This is a genomic window from Nonomuraea sp. NPDC003709 (assembly GCF_040610775.1).
Taxonomy (GTDB): Bacteria; Actinomycetota; Actinomycetes; order Streptosporangiales; family Streptosporangiaceae; genus Nonomuraea; species Nonomuraea angiospora_A.
The window spans coordinates 20764-40599 of record NZ_JBEXMW010000027.1 but is presented as its reverse complement, the minus strand read 5'-3'; the positions used below and the strand labels follow the sequence as shown (position 1 = coordinate 40599).

Here is a 19836-nt window from a genome sequence, read left to right as displayed (position 1 = left end):
ACTCCAGAAGGGTGTCGTGTGCGGGTCGGCGACGCCACGGCTGTCGTGCCGGCGTGGGCGACGCCACGGTGCGAGTTACGCGGCTGTCGCGCCGGCGATGGCGGTGGCCCATGGGGTCCGGGCCGCGATGAGGGCGCGCCAGGCGCGCAGGATCCTGGGTGACAGGCCGGCGGCGAGCACTCCGGCCAGCCGGTCGCCGGTGCGGTAGGCGATCAGGAGACGGCGTTGGGAGACATCGCCGTCCAGGACGAGTGCTTCGTCGTGGTCGCGCAGGTGACCGTAGGCCTGGATTTTCATGCCGTACTGGTCGGACCAGAAGTACGGCACCGGCGTGAACGGCCGCCGCGCCTGCGGGTGAAGCAGGTTATGGGCGACGGCCAGGCCCTGCTCGGCCGCATTGGTGCGATGCTCGATGCGCATCGCCGTGCCGAACAGCGGGTTGTGCCAGCGGGCCACGTCCCCGACCCCGTACACGCCGGGGGCGGCGGCGCTGAACTCGTCACACACCAGCCCGTCACCCAGGGTCAGCCCGCTGCCGTGCAGCCAGGCGGTGTTCGGCACCGAGCCGATAGCCACCAGCACGTCGTCCGCCGGCAGGACCGTCCCATCGGCCAGCCGTACCCCCGTGACCGCCCCGCCCGCGCTGACGATCTCGGCGACGGCGGCGTGCGTGCGCAGCTCGACGCCATGGTCGCGGTGGGTCTGGGCCAGCACGTGGCCGGCCTGCTCGCCGAGGGCCTGCGCCAGCGGAAGCGGGCCCGCCTCCAACAGCGTCACCTGCACACCCAGCCCGCCGGCGACGGCCGCGACTTCGGCGCCCACGAACCCGGCACCGACGATCACCAGTCGCCGCCCCGGAAGCAGCCGCGCCTTCAGGGCTACGGCGTCGTCCAGGGTGCGCAGCGTGTGCACGCCCGCCACGACCTCGCTGCCCGGCAGCTGCCGGGGACGCACGCCGGTCGCGATGACCAGAGCGTCGTAGGGCACTTCGGCGCCATCGGCCAGCGCCACGCTCCCGCCGCTCAGGTCCAGCCCGATGGCGGGCACGCCCAGACGCAGTTCCAGGCCCAGCGCGTCCAGCTCCGCCGTGCCGCGCAGGGCGAGCCGGTCCGGCTCCCACTCCCCGGTCAAGACCTGCTTCGACAGGGGCGGGCGGTCGTAGGGCAGCTGCGGCTCCTGGCCGATGAACGTGATCGCTCCCCCGTACCCGGCCCTGCGTAGCGCCTCCGCGGTGGCCAGCCCGCCCGCGGACCCGCCGACGATCACTATCCGATTCACGACTCGGCCAGATGGATGGCGGCCGCCGGGCAGACCGCGGCCGACTCGCGGACCGCGCCGTGCACCTCAGGTGCGGGCGTCTCGTCCAGCAGCACCACGATGCCGTCCTCGTCACGCTGGTCGAACACCTCGGGCGCGATCAGCACGCACTGCCCGGCGGCCACACATTTGTCGGCCTCGACTGCCACCTTCATCTGACTCTCCTTGGTTGAGCTCCGGCGGCGCGCTCCTCGCAGCAGGCAACGGCCGGTAATTGATAGCCAACTATTACTTATTGCGCCAAAGGAAGTCAACAACAATCGATAGCCAACTATCGGTTGCTATCCTTGTCCGGTGACCACCGACAGCTCACGGCCGCTGCGTGCCGACGCCATACGCAACAGCGAGAAGCTGCTGCGAGCCGCCCGGCAGGTCTGGGCCGAACAAGGGCCTGACGCACCCCTCGAAGAGATCGCCCGCCGCGCGGGGGTAGGCATCGCCACCCTTTACCGCCGATTCCCGGACAAGGCGGTGCTCGCCCGGAACGCTCTCGACCAGAGCTTCACCGAGGACATCGCTCCCGCCATCGAGCAGGCCATGAGCGACGACGACCCCAAGCGTGGCCTGGTCACCGTGCTCGAGGCGACGCTGTCCGTCGCGGCCCGCGAACACAACACCGTGGCCGCCGCGAGGGACTCCGGCGCCATCACCCGCGAAGCCGGGACCCGCTCCTTCGAGTCACTCACCCTGCTGGCCCGCCGGGCACAGGAGGCCGGCCTCATCCGCGCCGACCTCGTGCCCGACGACATGCCCCGCATCATGGTCATGCTCGTGGGACTGATGTGGACCATGGACCCACACAGCGACGGCTGGCGGCGCTACCTGTCGCTCATCCTCGACGCCCTGGCTCCCGACGCAGCCACCCCCTTGCCGGCCGCGGTGCCGCTACAGCAGCCGGACAACTGGCTCCTTTGACACGCCACAGCCTGCGGTGCCGACGGCATCGATGCACCGGCATCGGCGGGATGCCGCACGAACGGAACGGCACGCGGCGAGACGTTGACCGCACTCCTGAGGGAAGCCCGTGCCCAGTAAGCGGCGATCACCTACGGTTCCCGTTATGCGGACTCCTGCGCTCACAACCGACGTGCTCGTTGGCAGGCACGAGTTACAGCAACGCGTCGACGAACTGACCGGCGCTGCTCGTACGGGACAGGGCGGCGCGCTGGTGCTGGAAGGCGAGGCGGGCATCGGTAAGAGTGCCCTGCTGGAATACGCCCGAAATGCGGCGCCCGGGTTCCGGGTGGTCCGGACGTCCGGGTCGGAGTTCGAGCAGGAACTGCCGTACTCCGCGCTGCACCAGCTGTGTGTGCCGATGCTGAAGCACCTCGTCGAGCTGCCGGACCGGCATCGCGACGCTTTGCGGGTGGCCTTCGGGCTGGCCGAGGGCACACCCGACCCGTTCCGGATCGGTCTGGCGGTTCTGGGGCTCGTGACAGCGGCGGCCCGGGAGCGGCCCCTGTTGTGCTTGATCGATGACGCGCAGTGGGTCGATACCGCGTCGGCGAGGGCGATGGTCTTCCTCGCCCGCCGGGTCGCCGCCGACCCCGCAGCGATGATCTTCGCGGTGCGGCCGACGTACGCAACGCATGGATTCGGCGAGCTGCCGCAGCTGGCCGTCCGCGGTCTGAGCGACGAGGACGCCAAGGTTCTGCTGACGACGCGAAGCCCGTTCCTCCTCGACGATCAGGTCCGGGACCGGCTCGTCGCCGAGGCCCACGGGAACCCGTTGGCACTGCTGGAGCTGCCCTGCGCCGGTGGCTTCGTCCCGCCTGACGGGTCCTCGGTGCCGACCCGGATCGAGTACGGCTTCCGAGCCCGGCTGGCCGGTCTGTCCGCCGAGGCCAGGCTGCTGCTGATCGTGGCGAGCGCGGACCCGACGGGCGACCCTAACCTGCTCTGGCCGGCCGCCGGTCAGCTGAACCTCGATGTGCCACCGGCCAGCGCGGAGGCGGACGCGACGGGACTGGTCGAGTTCGGTGCCCGCATCCGCTTCTGCCACCCGTTGGCACGTTCGGCGGTCTACCGCGCCGCCGACGCCGGCGAACGCCGCGCGGCGCACGAGGCGCTGGCGGCGGTCACCGACCCGATCACGGCGCCGGACCGCCGGGCCTGGCACCGCGCCCAGGCCGGCCCCGGCCCCGACGACGACATCGCCGACGAGCTGGAGCGGTGCGCGACGCGTGCTCAGGGACGCGGGGGCGTGGCAGCCGCAGCGGCCTTCCTCGAGCGCTCGGTGGCGCTGTCGCTGGATCCAGAACGCCGGATCGTACGAACTCTGCACGCCGCCCAGGCCAGCTTCGACGCGGGGGCGTCCGGCAAGGCGGCGAGCCTGCTCGCGGTCCTCGAGACCAGCCCGCTGGACGAGTTCCAGCACGCTGACGTCGACCTGCTGCAGGGCCGGATCGCCTTCACCCGGCACGGCGACGGCTCCGGACCGATGCTGATGGTGCGTGCCGCCCAACGGCTGGCGAGTCTGGATCCGGACCGGGCACGTGACTGTTTCCTCGATGCCGTCGAGATGAGCCTGTCCGTGGGCCGCGGCGGTGTCGTCATCGATCGGGTCCTCACCGCGGCCCGGTCCACGGCGCCGGCGCCGAGCTCGCCGGATGCCCTTGACGCCTTGATCGTGCTGGCCACCGACGGGTACGAGGCCGCGGTTCCGCTGCTTCGCCACGCCCTCTACGACATGGGCGAGCTGTTCTGGACGCGCCGTCCCGCGCTCGCCACGATGATCGCCGTCGAGCTGTGGGACCCGGACACCCTGGCCGCCATCGCCGCATGGCTGGTGAAGGCGGGCCGGGCGTCGGGCTCGCCGCTGCTGCTCAGGCTCGGCCTCGCGCAGAAGGCGGTCGAGGCCATCCTGATCGGCGACATCGGCCAGGCGATCGCCACCACCGCGGAGGAGGCGGCGATCGCCGACGCGACCGGCGCTCCCCCGCTGCTCCATCACCGGCTGCATCTCGCCGCGCTGCGCGGCCGCCGCGACGAGGCTCTCGAGCTGTGCGAGGCGGCCACCGCGGCACCGACCACCGGATGGCCCGGCCAGGTCACGAACCTGCACTGGACCACAGCCATGCTTCACAACGGGCTGGCCGACTACCCGGCCGCGCTGGCCGCGGCCCGTAAGGCCACCGAGCACGGCGACCTGTTCCTCACCGGAGCGGCCCTGCCGGAGCTGATCGAAGCCGCGGTCCGTTGTGACGACCGCCTCACCGCAGCACAGGCGCTGGACTCCCTCACCGAACGCACACAGGCCGGCGGAACCATCACCGGCCGGGGAGTCGCGGCCTACTCACGAGGGCTGGTGACCGGCATCGAGGATCACTACCGCGAAGCCATCGACCTGCTCGGCGAGGGCCCGCTGCTCCCCTACCTGGCCCGGGCGCACCTCCTGTACGGGGAATGGCTGCGGCGCGAAGGGCGACGGCGTGACTGCCGCGAGCACCTGCGCACCGCCCACGAGCTGCTGTCCGGAGCCGGAGCGGAGGCATTCGCCCGGCGGGCCGCCGACGAGCTGCGCGCCACCGGCGAGAAGGTCCCGGCCCGGTCCGAGCGAACGTACGGGAAGCTGTCCATGCAGGAGGTCGCCGTCGCCCGCCTCGTGGCCTCGGGCGCCACCTCGAACGAGGTCGCCGTCCAGCTCTACATCAGCAAACGCACCGTGGACGCCCACCTGCGCAACATCTTCCGCAAGCTCGGCATCAACTCACGCAGGCAGCTCAAGGATCACCCCGACCTCGCCGTCCAGGACAGACCCGACGGCCGGTGAGACCGCTCCCCGGAAGGGAACCGCTATCCGGCGTCGGGCACGAGGACGACCTTGCCGGTCACGGTTCGCGACTCGGCGAGGGTCATCGCCGCCGCGGCGTCGGAGAGCGGGAGCCTCGCGGCGATCTGCGGGGCGAGAGTGCCGTCGGCCAGCAGGCGCAGCACCTCGGTGAGGTCGTCGCGCAGGCGGGTACGGAAGGCGTCCGCGTGCCGGCGGCCGGCCCAGAAGTCGTAGAAGCAGGCGTTGCGGCCGTTGGGGAGGTAGTTCCAGAGCATCAGCCGGAAATACGACTTGAGGACCGGAATCCGGGCATTGCCCTCGCCGTCCTTGGTGGCCGCGGTCCCGTACGACACCAGGGTTCCGCCGCGGCGCAGCAACTGCCACGACTGCCGCAGCCCGGTGCCGCCGACGTGGTCGAACACCGCGTCCACGCCGTTCGGGGCGAGCTGCCGGATCCGGTGGTACATGCCGGGGTCGCGGTAGTCGACCGGGGTCGCACCCAGCTTCCGCACCGTCTCATGGTGACGTGCCGACGCGGTGCCGATCACCGTGATCCCGGCGTGGCGGGCCAGTTGCACCAGCGTCGTGCCGACGCCGCCGTTGGCACCGAGGACCACGATCGTCCCGCCGCGGCGAACCTTGGCCATCCGGTGCAGCATCTGCCAGGCAGTGATCCCGTTGACGACGACGGTCTCCACCTCGGCCGCGTCCAGGCCGTCCGGCACGGGCACCAGGTCGGCGGCGTCCACCTGGACGTGGCTGGCCCAGGCGCCGATCTTGGTCACGGCGGCGTACCGCTTGCCGATCATCGTGGCGTCCACGCCGGGGCCCGCCGCGACCGCCGTGCCGACCACGTCGTAGCCGGGCACGAAGGGGAAGCTCGGCTGGTCGTAATACCTGCCACGGCGCATCTGCTGCTCGGCGAACGAGATGCCGGTCGCCTCCATCCGCAGCAGGATGTCGCCGGCGGCCGGTGTCGGCAGCGGCCGGGTGCGGATCTGCAACCCGTCCGGGTCGACCTTGCCGGGCATGACGATCTCAAGGGCTGTGCCGGTCATCGAAAGCTCCTCGGTTGGATTGTTGTCACGTGCTACTTGGCCAGCACCGCTGAGGGCCGTACACCGGTCTCCCGCAGGAACGCCGACGACAGGTGCCCGGGACTGCTGAAACCACAACGCCGAGCCACCTGGCTCACCGTCATTCCCTTCTCCAGAAGGTGCGTCGCGTGCGCGATCCGCAGCCGGGTGAGGTACCGGCCCGGGGTCTCTCCCGTCGCCTGCTTGAATACCCGCAGGAAGTGATAGGGGCTCAACCGCACTTCCTCGGCCAGCTCCGCCAGGCGCACCGGCTCGCCCAACCGGTCGCGCATGTACGCGATGGCCTTACGCACGCGAACGTCCTCACGCCTCGTACGGTCCGCCGAGTCTCGCCGGCCGTCGCGGATCGCCAGGTGCACTACCAGAAATCGCGCGGCCGCATCGGCATAGAGCTCGTCCGCACCCGCCGCGGTGGCGGCGGCCAGCGACTTGAGCACCGCGCCGATCAGTTCGCCGCTGCCCGAGGCCGGATCCCGCGCCGGGGGTGCCGGGCCACCGAGCTCGGCAGCCGTCCGGCCGACCACCTCAGCGGGGAGATGGACGTGGATGGAGTGCATCGGCGCCGTCGTCTCGTACCGCAGGCGAGTCGGTACGCCCGGTGTGGCCATGCCGATCTCGCCCGGCGTGATGGGTGTGGTCCGCCAGCCTTCGCCGGTGTCGATGTGCAGCTTGCCGGCGCCGCCGGTGATCAGCCACAGGTGCGTGTCGGCCGAGGCCGGCATGACCATCTCACCGGCGGCCTCGAGGTGCTCGAACTTCTGGACGAGCAGCGAGCGCCATCCGGGCCGTTCCCAGCTGCACAACGATCGGCGGACGAACCGGTCCAGGTCCAGGCCGGCGTAGCCGCCCATGTCGAAGCGCGATTCCCTCTGCATCAGCGAGACCACTTCTCCGGTACGGGTGACGAGCAGCGCATTGCGTTACGCTGACTCACTTCTGTTACACCATATAACCGACTCTCCATTTTCGTCAATCGCGATGGTGATAGCCTCTAACTCCAGTTAGTCGCACGGGAATCGGAGAGGCTGACCCATGGACAGCGATGTGGTGAGCCCGCGCGAGCGCTACCGGGCGCAGGTGCAAGCCGAGATCAAGCAACACGCCTGGCAGCAGATCGCCACCACGGGCGTGTCGGCGTTGTCCCTCAAGGCGATCGCCAAGCACCTGGGCATGAGCGGCCCGGCCCTCTACCGGTACTTCGCCAGTCGCGACGATCTGATCACGGCGCTCATCAGGGACGCCTACCGCAGCCTCGCCGACGCCGTTCGCGAGGCGTACGACTCCGGCGCCGACATCGCCGCGCTGGCTCAGGTCGTACGCGCGTGGGCCCTGAGCGACCCCCACCGGTACCTGCTGATCTACGGCACCCCCGTCCCCGGGTACCAGGCGCCCGCCGACACCGTCGCGATGTCGCAGGAGATCATGTCCGTGCTGATCGCCGCTTACCGCAAGGCGGACATCCCGTCGCCGGAAACCCCTTTTGCCGCTCACCTCGACAGCCACCGGCACTGGTCGCCTGATCCCACGGCGCCGGCGGCCGTCCTGCGCCAGGCCATGACGTTCTGGACCCGGCTGCACGGCGTGCTGTCCCTCGAACTCGCCGGCCACTTCACCGGCATGGACATCGACGTCGCGCTGCTGTACGCAGACGAGGTCGATTCACTGCGGCAGTAGAGCCTCCTCGGCCGGTTGTTCCGATGGCTGCCGCCGCGCCAGCGGTGCCAGCGTGCGCTGGACGATGAAGTACTCCGCGACCAGCACATTGCCCAGCAGGGACAGCCACGCGGCCGACTCGTAGACAGAGCTGTATTCCAGTGACGGCATGACGTTCATCAGCGGCAGCAGGGCCAGCTGGTAGAGCCGCAGGGTCACCGCGGCGAACGTGAACGCGTAGTTGCGGACCATCCAGATCCGGTGCAACTGCACCTCACGGCGCCGGATCGCCCGATACGCCTTGGCGGCCGTGTACAACCACACCACGACCAGCCCGAAGAACGCGACCTGCAGCGTGAAGCCGCTCGGCGTCACCGCGGCGGAGTAGAGCGCCGCCATCGCGGCGGCCAGGACCGAGATCAGGTACACCCGCCCCGCTATCCGGTGCGCCCGGGGGAAACGGGCCCGCAACCGCGGCACGAACTGCCACGGCCCGATGAGAAGTGCCAGGCCGGCAGGCACCCCATGGATCACGAGACTCGTGTAGTACCCCGGGATGCTCATGTCGAGATTCGGAATGTTCGTACTTCCGACCAAATACGGCGGAACGAAGTAGGCCGTGATGCCGATCGCCGGCACGGTGAGAAGACTCCACAGGGTCCACCACCAGCGGCGGCGAACGGCCCGTGACATGGTCGCAGTGGACACGCGAACTCCAATACCTGCGCGGGAACGAGAAGGAATAGGCGCAATGCGCGAAGTCGGCGGCAGCGGGCCTTCGCCTCGCCACAAGCGATGCCGATCAAGCGGCAACCGTAGGCGCAGGTGGACCATGAAGTCGATGCGGGAGATTGCGGAACAGCCAGCTTGAATTGCGGTCGGCCGGGGGCGCCTTCGCCGACGGGCGTGTGCCTACGCGCCGTTGCCGTCGAATAGGCAACTCGTGCCGATGCGACGAGAAACCAGGCCAGTTCATAGTCGGGTGCTCAGCACCGTACGCGCGGTGGGCGCGCGCCGTCGTCAAGGCCAGGCCGCTGGATCTCTACGTTCAGCACCTACGAAAAGGAGCACGATGATCTACCACAGCATCCGTATGAAGGCCAAGGCGGGCGTGACGCAGGAGCAGGTCGAGGAGGCGCTGGAGAGCATGCGCAGCCAGGGCCGGGTCATCTCCGCGGTGAAGTCGTTCGTCGTCGGCCGCGACTTCGGAGGCGATTTCGACTGGGGTGGCGTGTTCGTCATCGAGGACCTCGACGGCTACTGGGAGTACCTGACGCATTCGGCGCACGCGCGCACCGACCGGATCGGTATGCCCCTGGTCGAGAAGTATGAGTCGTACGACATCACCGACGATGACGACCCGCAGATGGGAGAGAAGATCGCCGACCTGCACCGGCGACGGTACGAGAGCGACCCCGAGCTGGCCGCGCTGGTGGGCATGCTGCCGTAAGGCAGCGATCGCGATGGCGGTGCGCAAGACGTGTTCGCGGTTCAGCACCCCCTTGGGGGCGCCGGCCTGCCGTGACCCGCGACGCCCCACCGCTGAGCGATCTGCCGGATGGACGGCACGCGATCGCCGAGACCTTGAGGCTTAGTGTCCTAGTTCACTTGCTAGTACACTAGAACACTTTATCGCCTACTCTGTGGCAGTTTGACGCAGAGCCTCGGGCAGCGTTCATACGATGTACGCATGACACTTGATACACCGTACGCACGCAGGTGCAAGTTGACCGTCTCGCGTACCGACGTACGGTCATGGCACCGTCCTCTCGTGATCATGACGGCGGCCATGTCCGCGCTCGTCGTCGTGGCGGGCATCGGCCTGTTCGCCGACGGTCGCGAACTCATGCACCAGTCGGTGTGGGCCAAACCGTTGAAGTTCGGCGTGTCGTTCGTCATGTACGGTGCGACGCTCGCCTGGCTGATACCGCAACTGAGCCGGGCACGGCGCACGATGTGGACCCTCGGGACGGTCTTCGCCATCGCCGGGGTGATCGACGTCGGGTTCATCGCGGTGCAGGCCGCGCGCGGCACCTACAGCCACTTCAACGTCGGCACCGACCCGTTCGACCAGATCGGGCAGCAGATCTTCTCCGGCGGCGTGTTCGGGCTGTTCGGCACGAGCCTGATCGTCGCCGTCATGCTGCTCTTCCAGCGCGTCGGCGACGCGGTGCTCACCTGGTCCCTGCGTGCCGGGCTCGGCCTGGCCGTCGCCGGCATGGCGCTGGCGTCCTTCATCACCGGGTGGACGTCATCGGCCGGGCCTCGCACGGTCGAGGACGCCTACGGCCGCCCGGTCCCGCTGGTGGGCGGACACGGCGTCGGGGCACCGGACGGCGACGGCATGCCGATCACGAACTGGAGCACCACCGGCGGCGACCTGCGCGTCCCGCACTTCATCGGCCTGCACTCCATCCAGGTGTTCGTGCTCACGGCGCTGGTCCTCGCCGCCCTCGCGACCCGGGTGGGCCGGCTGCGCAGCGAACGCGTCCGCGCCCAGTCGGCCGGAGTCGTCATCTTCGGCTACGGCTCCCTGTTCGCCATCACCGCCTGGCAGGCACTGCGCGGCCAGTCGCTGATCCACCCCGACGCGGCCACAGGCATCGCATTCGCGGTGGCAGCCGCCATCACCGCGCTGCTGGCGGTGCTGGTCGTCACGGCGGCCCGTCGCGGCCAGTCGGCCCTTCGCGCCGAAGCGGCACGCCGCAGCGAACACGTCCGCCGGAGCAGGGCGGCGCGCCGCGATGAGCGCGCGCACGGCGGCGGGTCGGCGAGCACGAGCCAGGTCTCGCTCCTGACCGATCCGACCGCGCGAACCAGGAGGGAGTCCTAGCGCGACTCAGCCAGGTGGGAACCACGATCTGCTCACCCCGATGGTGGCCGAGGCGTGCCGCGCTCGGGCAGACGCAGCACGAACCGGGCTCCGCGGAGACTGTCCTGGGCGGTCAGGGTCCCGCCGTGGGCCTGGGCGATCTGCCGGGCGATCGGCAGCCCGAGCCCGGTGCCGCCGGGGTCGCGGACGCGGGAGGCCTCAAGGCGGACGAAGCGCTGGAAGATGACCTCCCGCTGCTCGGGGGCGATCCCCTCACCGTCATCGCTCACCTCCAGCGACACGACGCCGGCATCCAACGTCAGGGTGACGGTGACGGCGGAGTTGGCGTGCCGTTCGGCGTTGTCCAGCAGGTTGTTCAGCAGCCGGGACAGCTCGATCCGTGAGCCGTCCACCATGACGCCGGGCGTGAGGCGGTGGCGCAGGTCGGTCTTGGTGAGGCGGCGCTCCAGCTCACCGGCGACCAGTTCGGTGAGATCGATCGGCTCGTGGCGGCCGGTGACGCCGGCGTCCAGCCGCGCTTCCTGGAGCAGGTCGCAAATGAGGGCCTGCATGCGTTCCACGCTGTCCAGGAGCGCGTAGGCGGTGCGTTGCCAGTCGGCCTGGTGCGGGTCGATCAGCGCCTCCTCGATGCGGGTACGCATGGCGGTCAAGGGGCTGCGTAGGTCGTGAGAGGCGTCGGAGGCGAAGCGGAGCTGCTGCTCCACCGCCGTCTGAGCGCGTTCCAACGTCCGGTTCGCGGTCTCGGCCAGGACCCGCAACTCGTCGCGGTATTTCGGCACGGGCACCCGGTGACGTAGATCGCCAGATGCGGTGATCTGGGCCAGGTTGCCGCTGATGGCGTCCACGGGCTGCAGTGTCTTGCCCACGATCCGGTAGCTGCCGGCCGCAGCCGCCGCGACCAGCAGCAGGCAGCCGGTGGCGAGGGGGATGATCAACTCTGAGCGGACGTACCAGGGGACGTCGGGAACGGCCATGTCCAGCTGCCAGACGCCGTCCTCGCGGTGGAAGGGGTAGGCGAGCACGATCATGCAACGGTCGGGGAAGACCTTCGTGTCACAGGATGTGGTGGTGGCGTAGGCGTCGGGATCCGGGCGCAGGTTCGTCATCGGCGGCTTGCCGACCATTTCATGGGTGGCTGTGACCATGGTGCCGGCCGGGTCGAACACCTGGATCGCCTGTCCTGGGCCGCTCTCGGTCAGATCGGGGACGTGCCGGCGCATTTGAGCGCCAAGGTTCGCGGCACCGGTGAAGAGCTGATCGGTCCGGTAGTCGACAGCCGCATGCCGGCTCATCACCACGATGAACACCGCCATGGCAGTGCACAGCAGTGCCGTGACGACGCCGGCCACCACGGCCAGGCGGCACCTGATCGAATAACGATGCCACCAGCTCACTCTGATCACCCCTCCTGATCAGAGACACCGCATACTCCCTTTGTTCCTTACCGGTTTACGGAAGAGCGACCACCAAAAGGTGGCAAACGTCAGCACTTACGCATGAAACACCCAGCCCATGGCATGGCGTCTCGGCCTGCGCATCGAGCATCCCGGGACGTGCGCGGAGCGGATGCGTGCCGTCGTGGTGCCGCGCGAGTTCACCGTCGGGGTGTCGCTCGTGCTGTGGGCGTTCGGCAGTTGGCTGATCCCCTTGCTGGTCGCCCTGGGGGTGTGGCGGCATGTGCGGTGTCGCGTACCACTGCGTTGGGAGTGAGGCCTGTGGAGCATGGTGTTTCCGGTCGGCATGTACGGTGTCGCGACCCGGGAACTCGGACGCTCCACCGGAATGTGGTGGATGACCGCGCTGGGCGACGGCGAGGTCTGTCTGGCCAGGTCATCGAGCCGTTAACCTGGGCAGATGCCCGAGACGCTCGCCAGTCTGGTCGCCAGGCGCGATCTCGGCCTGACCCTGCGCGCCGGGCGCGGCGACGTCATCGTGCGCTGGGCGCACATCAGCGAGCTTCTCGACCCCACCCCATACCTTGACGAGGGCACCCTGCTGCTGACGACCGGGCTGAGCCTGGGGCGCACCAGCGGCCAGTGGCCCGAGTACGTCGAGCGGCTGATGCGCGTGGGAGTGCCCGCGCTGGGGTTCGGGGTGGGGCTGCGGCACGCGATCGTCCCGCCGACGCTGGTCGAGGCGGCCGACCGGCTCGGGGTGAGCGTGGTGGAGGTGTCGGAGCCGACGCGGTTCAGCTCCGTGGTGCGCGCCGTGACCGACGGGATCGCCGCCGCCGAGCGGGCCGCGCAGACCTCGGCGATGGAGCGCTACCGGACCCTGGTGAAGGCGGCCCTGACGGCTCCCGCGCACCGATCGATCGTCACCAGCCTGGCGGCGCACCTCGACGCGTGGGTGCTGCTGCTCTCGCGCGAGGGTCACGTGCTCGCGGGCGCTCCCGACCACGCCCGGCGCAACGCCGAACGCGTACGGCTGGAGGTCTCGCGCACCGGCTCCTGGCATTCGGCGATGTTCGACCTCGGCGACACCCGGGTCACCCTGCTGCCGGTGAGCGAGCCGACCCGGCCCGCGGGCGTGCTCGCGGTCGGCAGGCCGGCTCCGCTGGCCGGGCACGATCGCGGCGTGGTCGACATCGCCGTCGATCTGCTCTCGCTGGAGGTCGCGCGGGCGGCGGAGCTGCTCGCCAGCGAACGCAGAGAGCGGGCGACGGTGCTCGCCCTGGTCCTGGCCGGCCGGTACGCCGCCGCCGAGCAGGCGGCCGAATCGCTGGGCATCCCGCTGCCCGAGGGGCTCGTGCGCATCGCCGTCGTCACCGCCGACCCGGGGCACCCCGGCGACCTGCTGGTGGCGCTGGAGAACGAGCGCAGCCTGCAGATCGTGTCGGCGCTGGTCGCGAGCGATCCGCGGGGCCGCATGGTGGTGGTGCTGCCCGCCGTGGAGGGGCACGTGGGGGTGCTGCAGTCGGTGCTCAGCTCCGTCAACGGCGGCCGGGGCGTGATCGGCGCGGCCGTCGAATGGACCGACCTGGCTCGGGTCTGGCCGCGGGTGGCCGCGCTCGCCGACACGGTGCCGGCCTCCGCGCCGTACACGTTGCTGACCACCAGGGACGTCGCCGACGTCGGGCTGCTGGCGCACGTCGGCCCGGCCGAGGCGGACGGATGGGCGATCGCGATGCTGGCCCCGCTGGAGAGCGAGGAGGCCCGCAGGATCGACCTGCTCGGCACCGTGCGTACCTTCCTGACGCACAACGGCAACACGGAGGCCGCCTCGGCTGCGCTCGGCGTCCACCGCCGGACGCTCACCTACCGGCTCGGACGCGCCGAGAAGCTGCTGGGGAGGCGCTTCTCCGACCCGGGACTGCGCGCGGAACTGTGGATGGCGTTCACCGTACGAGACAGGTGAATGAACAGCGGATTACGCGAATGGCGCAAACAGCTCGCGCGGTTGCCCGAATCGCGGATGGGGCGGGCGTGCCGTCGTGACACATCCTGACCTGAGCCGACGTCACCCCCAACGCTCGCAGGAGACCCGCATGTCCCTCACCTCCGCGCGCCCTCCGGCGCTGGAGGTCTCCTTCACCGACGACCCGAAGGTCGTCAAGGAGGCCGCCACCGAGGACTACTCGAACCATGTCGTGCCCAGGTCCTGGCGATCTGGCCGGTGGTCGCTCGCCATGGCCTGGTGGGCGCTGTTCTCGGCCATGTTCTGGCTCTACGTCGCCGTGGCCGCGGCGGACGCCGTCGGCACCCCGGCGACCATCGTCGGCATGGTGCTGACGGTGGCCACCTTCGGCGTCGTGAACCTGGTCCTGTCCAGGTACGCCGCCCGCACCGGCCTGACCGTCGCGCTGCTGTCGCGGCGGCTGTTCGGCATGCTGGGCTCGGCACTCGCACCGCTCATCTTCGCCGCGACCGCGCTGTACTACGCGGTGTTCGAGGGCTCGATCGTCGCCGTGGCCTTCCAGCAGTACTTCGGCGGCGCCATCGAGATCTGGTACCTCGTGGTCGTGGTGTACGCGCTGCCGCTGGTCATCGGCGGCGTGCGGACCTGGCTGGACAAGCTCAACGGCGTGCTGCTGCCGCTGTACGTGGTCGGCCTGGTCGCCGTGGTGATCGCGGCGACGGTCCAGCGGGGCTACCCGCAGGACTGGCTCCAGTCGGCGGCGCCGAGCGGCCCGCTGCCCGGCTGGCTCACCGCGTACCTGATCTACATGGGTGTCTACATCATGATGATGTACACCGTGGACTACGCCCGCTTCGGCCGGGCGGAGGACCAGAAATTCCACGGCACGGTCACCTTCGGCTGGGTCTTCTACGCCTTCACCTTCGCCGTCAACGGCCTGATCGGCATCTATCTGCTGCGCGCCTGGGACATCGCGGGCACCGAGACGGGTGTGGTCACCGCGTTCATCAGGTCGCTGGGCCTCGCCGGCGTACTGGTGATCTTCGTCTCCCAGACGCGGATCAACACCGCCAACTACTACCTCGCCTCCACCAACCTGGACGCGTTCGCCACGCGGGTGCTCCGGCTGAGGCTGCCGCGGGCCGTCTGGACCGTCGTGGCAGGCGTGCTCGCCTACCTGTTCATGCTGACCGACGTGCTGAGCTACCTGCTGCGCGCGCTCGCCTGGCAGGGCGTCTTCGTGACCGCGTGGGTCGCGATCGCGATGGTGCACATCGCGGTGCGGGGCGCGGACCGTGACGGCCTGCCCGAGTTCAGGCCACGGCGGCTCAAGCCGGTGACCGCGGGCGCCGGGGCCTGGCTCGCGGCCTCCGCCGTCGGGATCGTGCTCACCGAGCAGTCGGCCAGCCCCGTGCTCGCCCAGCTCGCGCCGTTGATCACCGTCGCCGTCGCCGCGGGCCTCTACTACGCCGCCCTGGTCACCGCCCCCGGCGCCGTACGGCCTGCCGGGGAGGACCCGCGAGACGAGGTCGAGGACATCTGGGAGGCCCGCATCAGGTGCCACTCCTGCGACCGGTCCTACGTGGCCGTGGAGATGGACCGCGACCCGAACACGGGAGGAGCCGCCGTCTGCTCCGCCTGCGCCGCCGACTCGACCGCTCCGGCCGGTGCCACCGCGCCGGCCGGCCGCTGAGAGAGGAACCATGACCGCCATCATCAACCGCCGTCCGGCCGAAGGAGACCGGCCGGCCATCGTCTACCGGGCCGCCGGTGACCGCCACGTCCTCGTCGAGTACGGCGAGATGGCGCTCGACCTGGAGCTGAACTTCTTCGTGACCGCCGTCACGGCCCATCTCGCCGAGCATCCGGTGCCGGGGCTGGTGGAGGCCGCGCCGGGCTTCCGCTCGCTGCTGCTGCACCACGAGCCCGCGATCATCGACCGTAAGGCGCTCATCGACGCGGTCGACGAGGCGCACCGGGCGCAGCGCTCGGTACGCTCGCTCGTCCTGCCCAGCCGGTTGATCACGCTGCCGATCGCGTTCGACGACTCCGAGAGCCGCGAAGCGGTCCGCCGCTACGCGACGACCATCCGGCAGGAGGCGCCCAACATCCGCGACAACTCCAACATCGACTACATCGTCGAGTACAACGGCCTGCCCGGCAGGGAAGCCCTGTACGCGACGGTCATCGGCACGGAGTGGTGGAACGCGTACACCGGCTTCTTCCCCGGCCTGCCGTTCATGTTCCCGCTCGATCCGCGCAACGCCATCACCGTGCCGAAGTACAACCCGACCCGCACCTGGACGGCGGAGGGGGCGGTCGGCATCGGGGGCCCCTGCGTGGCGATCTACCCGGTGGAGGCGCCGGGCGGCTACCAGCTGTTCGGCCGGACCGTACCCGTCTACGACGTCCTGGCCAGGCACGAGGTGTTCCGCGACGATCCGATCCTGATCCGGCCGGGCGACCGGGTGCGCTTCGAGCCCGTCAGCGAGGACCAACTCCTGGCGGCCCGCAGGGACGTCCTGGAGAACCGCTACGAGTACGTGATCGAGAACGACCAGTTCTCGGTCACCGACTACCTCGCCCGCGCCGCCGAGGTGCGCGCCGAGGCCGACACGCTGCGGTCCGCCCGCGAGGCCGCCGCAGCCAGGACGGAGGTGCCGTGATGACCGACACGCACGCGGTCTTCGACATCGTCATGCCGGGGCTGCAGACCCTGATCCAGGACTACCCCGGCCGCCGCGGCCTGCAGTCCAAGGGCTTCTTCCCCTCCGGGCCGATGGACCACCTGTCCTTCCGCATCGCCAACGCGCTGGTCGGCAACGAACCAGGGGCGCCCGCGCTGGAGATCCCGATGGGCCGGCTCGCGTTGCGCGCACTCGCCGAGACCTGGGTCGCCGTCACCGGAGCGGAGGGCTCGGGCCTCCGGCTGAACTCCGCACCCATGCCGCTGGGCGAGACCGTCCGGGTGGTGCCCGGGGACGAGATCACCTGCTCGATCGTCAAGGGGCCGGGGTTCCGGCTGTACCTGGCGGTGGCGGGCGGCATCGACGTCCCGATGGTGATGGGGTCGCGGGCGACGTACACCATGGGCGGCATCGGCGGCGTCGAGGGCCGGGCTCTGGTGAAGGGCGACGTCCTGCGGGCGCGGGCGGTAGGCGCGCCGCCACCGCGGCTACGTGTGCCGGCGTCGCTGCGGCCCGCGCTGGCCAACGTCTGGGAGGTGGAGGTGATGCGCGGCCCGCACGCGGACCCCGACTTCCTCACCGAGCAGGACTGGAAGGATCTGGTCGGCCGGGAGTGGAAGGTCGACCTCAACTCCAACCGCGTCGGCACCCGGCTGGAGTCGCATCGCTTCCAGTGGGCCAGGCCGTCCGGCGGGGTCGCGGGCGGGCACCCGTCCAACGTGCTGGACGGGAGCTACCCGATCGGCGGCATCAACACCAACGGGGACGTGCCTGTCATCCTCGGGCCCGACGGCCCGACCGCGGGCGGCTTCACCGTGATCGCCACCGTCGTCCAGGCCGGGCTGTGGAAGGTCGGCCAGCTCCGTCCCGGCCGCGACCTGATCCGCTTCCGGGAGGTGTCGCTGGACGAGGCGCTGGCGCTCGCCGCCCGCGTCGACTACACGACCGACCCCCATCACTACGAGGAGCTGTGATGCCGCGCGTGGACCTCAACTGCGACATGGGCGAGAGCTTCGGCCGCTGGAGCCTCGGCGACGACCTCGGCATGATGCCGTACCTGACCTCGGTCAACATCGCCACCGGCTACCACGCGGGCGACCCGCCGACGATCAAGCGCACAGTGGACGCCGCGGTGCGGCAGGGGCTGGCCATCGGCGCGCACCTGGCCTTCCCCGACCTGATGGGCTTCGGCCGCCGCCGCATGGTGATCCCGGCCGAGGACCTGGAGGACTACTGCCTCTACCAGCTCGGCGCTCTGCAGGCGTTCGTGCGGGCCGCCGGCGGCCGGCTGGCGCACGTCAAACCGCACGGCGCGCTGTACGTGATGGCCTCGGAGGACGCCGCCGTCGCGACCGCGATCGCCCGGGCGGTGGCCAAGGTGGACGCGTCGCTGCCGCTGATGCTGCTCACCTCCGCCACGGCGGACGCCGTGGCCGCCGAAGGGGTGCGGCTGGTCGTGGAGGCGTTCCCCGACCTGCACTACGACCGTACGGGGAAGCTCGTCATCGAGCCGGTCAAGAAGGCGTGGGACCCCGAGCTGGTCGCCGGCCGCGCGGTCCGCATGGTGCTGGAGCGCAAGGTCGCCGCCGACGACGGCACCGAACTCGACGTGGACGCGGTGTCCCTGTGCCTGCACGGTGACGCGCCGAACGGCCCGGAGATCGCCGAGGCGGTGCACAGGGCGCTGACCGGCCACGGGATCGAGCTGGCCCCGCTGGCCGTGCTGCTCGGCAGCTCAGTGGAGGGAGGCCGCCGGTGATGGAGTCTCTGCTGGTCGCCAACCGCGGCGAGATCGCCCGGAGGATCATCCGCACGGCGCGGCGGCTCGGCCTGCGCACCATCGCGGTGTACAGCGACGCCGACGCCGACCTGCCGTTCGTCCGCGAGGCCGACGAGGCGGTGGAGCTCGGCCCCGCGGCTCCCGCCGAGTCCTACCGCAACGCCGAAAAGGTGCTGGCGGCAGCCCGCCGTACCGGAGCCGAGGCCATTCATCCCGGCTACGGCTTCCTGTCGGAGAACGCCGGCTTCGCCCGTGCCGTCCAGGAGGCGGGGCTGGTCTGGGTCGGTCCCGCGCCGGACGTCATCGAGCTGATGGGCGACAAGATCAACGCCCGGAACGCGGTCGCCGCCGCCGGGGTCCCGGTCGCGCCCGGCACCCCGGAGCCGGTGGCGGGCGAGGCCGCCGCGCTCGACGCCGCGGCGGCCATCGGCTACCCCCTGATGGTCAAGGCCGCGGCGGGCGGCGGCGGCATGGGCATGGCCGTCGCCCACGATGAGGACGACCTGCGCAAGCAGTACGCGGCCGTGTCCGGATTCGCCGAGCGGTTGTTCGGCGATCCGGCGATCCTGCTGGAGCGCTACTACGCCGGCGCACGGCACATCGAGGTGCAGATCCTGGGTCTCGCCGACGGTGACGTCATCGCCCTCGGCGAGCGCAACTGCTCGGTGCAACGGCGCAACCAGAAGCTCGTCGAGGAGAGCCCGTCCCCCTGCCTCGACCCGGACCTGCGCGAGCAGATGCGCACCGCGGCCGTGCAGGTGGGCAAGGCCGTCGGTTACCGCAACGCGGGCACCGTCGAGTGCCTGGTGTACGGCGAACCGGGCGCCCAGGGGTTCGTCTTCCTGGAGATGAACACGCGACTGCAGGTCGAGCACCCGGTCACCGAGGCGGTGTGGGGCGTCGACCTGGTCGAGGAACAGCTTCGCGTCGCGGCGGGCGAGCCGCCGTCAGCGGACCTCACCGCGCTGCGCCCGCGCGGGCACGCCATCGAGTTCCGCGTGAACGCCGAGGATCCGGTGCGGTTCCTGCCCGGCCCGGGGACGATCAACGCCTGGAACGAGCCGTCCGGCGACGGCATCCGCGTCGACGCCGCCTACCGGCAGGGCAATCGGGTCACCCCCGCGTACGACTCCCTCATGGCCAAGCTGGTCGTGCACGCGAGCACCCGGGAGGACGCGATCGCCAGGGCACGAGAGGCGCTGGCCGCCTTCACGATCGCGGGACCGAAGCAGAACCTGCCCTTCTTCACCGAACTCCTCGACGAGCCCGAGTTCGCCGACGGCTCGTACAGCACCGCGCTGGTCGCGCGGATGCGGGCCACCCCAAGGAAAGGAAGCTGA

The 19836-nt window shown here is 70.5% G+C and carries 18 protein-coding genes; 12 read left to right on the top strand and 6 right to left on the bottom strand.

What is annotated here, in order from left to right; genetic code table 11:
• Positions 1-75 precede the first annotated feature (75 nt).
• Together ABZX61_RS52970 and ABZX61_RS52965 are read right to left on the bottom strand one after the other, a co-directional pair.
• Positions 76-1278, bottom strand: a complete 1203-nt coding sequence (locus tag ABZX61_RS52970) for an FAD-dependent oxidoreductase (RefSeq protein WP_355207473.1) — start codon at positions 1276-1278, stop codon at positions 76-78.
• Positions 1275-1472 (bottom strand): ferredoxin, encoded by a 198-nt coding sequence (locus tag ABZX61_RS52965; protein ID WP_355207470.1) that lies wholly within the window; start codon positions 1470-1472, stop codon positions 1275-1277. Before ABZX61_RS52965 ends, ABZX61_RS52970 begins: the two co-directional genes overlap by 4 nt.
• Positions 1473-1611: 139 nt before the next feature.
• Here ABZX61_RS52965 and ABZX61_RS52960 point away from each other — a divergent pair, with 139 nt between their 5' ends.
• The gene (locus tag ABZX61_RS52960; protein WP_355207467.1) at positions 1612-2232 is read left to right on the top strand and encodes a helix-turn-helix domain-containing protein; all 621 of its coding nucleotides are present in this window, start codon (positions 1612-1614) and stop codon (positions 2230-2232) included.
• A 145-nt stretch (positions 2233-2377) separates the two neighbouring features.
• Positions 2378-5089, top strand: a complete 2712-nt coding sequence (locus tag ABZX61_RS52955; protein ID WP_355207464.1) for a LuxR family transcriptional regulator — start codon at positions 2378-2380, stop codon at positions 5087-5089.
• Positions 5090-5112: 23 nt separating this feature from the next.
• Here ABZX61_RS52955 and ABZX61_RS52950 read toward each other — a convergent pair whose 3' ends face one another.
• Both ABZX61_RS52950 and ABZX61_RS52945 read right to left on the bottom strand, forming a co-directional pair.
• The gene (locus ABZX61_RS52950; protein ID WP_355207460.1) at positions 5113-6147 is read right to left on the bottom strand and encodes a medium chain dehydrogenase/reductase family protein; all 1035 of its coding nucleotides are present in this window, start codon (positions 6145-6147) and stop codon (positions 5113-5115) included.
• A 32-nt stretch (positions 6148-6179) separates the two neighbouring features.
• Positions 6180-7061 carry a helix-turn-helix domain-containing protein gene (locus ABZX61_RS52945; RefSeq protein ID WP_355207457.1) on the bottom strand — a complete coding sequence of 294 codons (882 nt, stop codon included), beginning with the start codon at positions 7059-7061 and terminating at the stop codon, positions 6180-6182.
• A gap of 157 nt (positions 7062-7218) precedes the next feature.
• Between ABZX61_RS52945 and ABZX61_RS52940 the strand changes: the two genes are divergently transcribed.
• Positions 7219-7860: a TetR/AcrR family transcriptional regulator gene (locus ABZX61_RS52940; RefSeq protein ID WP_355207455.1), complete on the top strand. Its 642-nt coding sequence runs from the start codon at positions 7219-7221 to the stop codon at positions 7858-7860.
• Here ABZX61_RS52940 and ABZX61_RS52935 read toward each other — a convergent pair.
• Entirely contained in the window at positions 7846-8403 is a 558-nt protein-coding gene (locus ABZX61_RS52935; RefSeq protein ID WP_355207452.1) for a DUF2306 domain-containing protein, read from the bottom strand. The genes ABZX61_RS52940 and ABZX61_RS52935 overlap by 15 nt on opposite strands.
• A 508-nt stretch (positions 8404-8911) precedes the next feature.
• Between ABZX61_RS52935 and ABZX61_RS52930 the strand changes: the two genes are divergently transcribed.
• Entirely contained in the window at positions 8912-9289 is a 378-nt protein-coding gene (locus tag ABZX61_RS52930; protein ID WP_355207449.1) for a Dabb family protein, read from the top strand.
• 321 nt (positions 9290-9610) lie between these two features.
• Positions 9611-10672 (top strand): hypothetical protein, encoded by a 1062-nt coding sequence (locus ABZX61_RS52925; RefSeq protein ID WP_355207446.1) that lies wholly within the window; start codon positions 9611-9613, stop codon positions 10670-10672.
• 32 nt (positions 10673-10704) lie between these two features.
• Here ABZX61_RS52925 and ABZX61_RS52920 read toward each other — a convergent pair whose 3' ends face one another.
• The gene (locus tag ABZX61_RS52920) at positions 10705-12066 is read right to left on the bottom strand and encodes a HAMP domain-containing sensor histidine kinase (protein ID WP_355207443.1); all 1362 of its coding nucleotides are present in this window, start codon (positions 12064-12066) and stop codon (positions 10705-10707) included.
• 118 nt (positions 12067-12184) lie between these two features.
• On the opposite strand from ABZX61_RS52920, the gene ABZX61_RS52915 reads away from it, so the two are divergent.
• The 7 genes from ABZX61_RS52915 (at position 12185) to ABZX61_RS52885 (ending at position 19836) form a co-directional block, all read left to right on the top strand.
• The gene (locus tag ABZX61_RS52915) at positions 12185-12382 is read left to right on the top strand and encodes a hypothetical protein (protein ID WP_355207440.1); all 198 of its coding nucleotides are present in this window, start codon (positions 12185-12187) and stop codon (positions 12380-12382) included.
• Positions 12383-12526: 144 nt separating this feature from the next.
• The gene (locus tag ABZX61_RS52910; RefSeq protein ID WP_355207438.1) at positions 12527-14029 is read left to right on the top strand and encodes a PucR family transcriptional regulator ligand-binding domain-containing protein; all 1503 of its coding nucleotides are present in this window, start codon (positions 12527-12529) and stop codon (positions 14027-14029) included.
• A gap of 130 nt (positions 14030-14159) precedes the next feature.
• Entirely contained in the window at positions 14160-15722 is a 1563-nt protein-coding gene (locus tag ABZX61_RS52905; protein WP_355207435.1) for a hypothetical protein, read from the top strand.
• A 10-nt stretch (positions 15723-15732) separates the two neighbouring features.
• On the top strand, positions 15733-16695 hold the full coding sequence (locus tag ABZX61_RS52900; protein ID WP_355207432.1) for a carboxyltransferase domain-containing protein: 963 nt from the start codon (positions 15733-15735) through the stop codon (positions 16693-16695).
• Positions 16695-17690, top strand: coding sequence for a 5-oxoprolinase/urea amidolyase family protein (locus ABZX61_RS52895; protein WP_355207429.1), 996 nt, complete (start codon positions 16695-16697; stop codon positions 17688-17690). Before ABZX61_RS52900 ends, ABZX61_RS52895 begins: the two co-directional genes overlap by 1 nt.
• A complete protein-coding gene (locus ABZX61_RS52890) occupies positions 17690-18475 on the top strand; it encodes a 5-oxoprolinase subunit PxpA (RefSeq protein ID WP_355207426.1) in 786 nt (261 codons plus the stop codon). Before ABZX61_RS52895 ends, ABZX61_RS52890 begins: the two co-directional genes overlap by 1 nt.
• Positions 18475-19836 carry a biotin carboxylase N-terminal domain-containing protein gene (locus ABZX61_RS52885; protein WP_355207803.1) on the top strand — a complete coding sequence of 454 codons (1362 nt, stop codon included), beginning with the start codon at positions 18475-18477 and terminating at the stop codon, positions 19834-19836. The genes ABZX61_RS52890 and ABZX61_RS52885 overlap by 1 nt, the downstream gene beginning before the upstream one ends.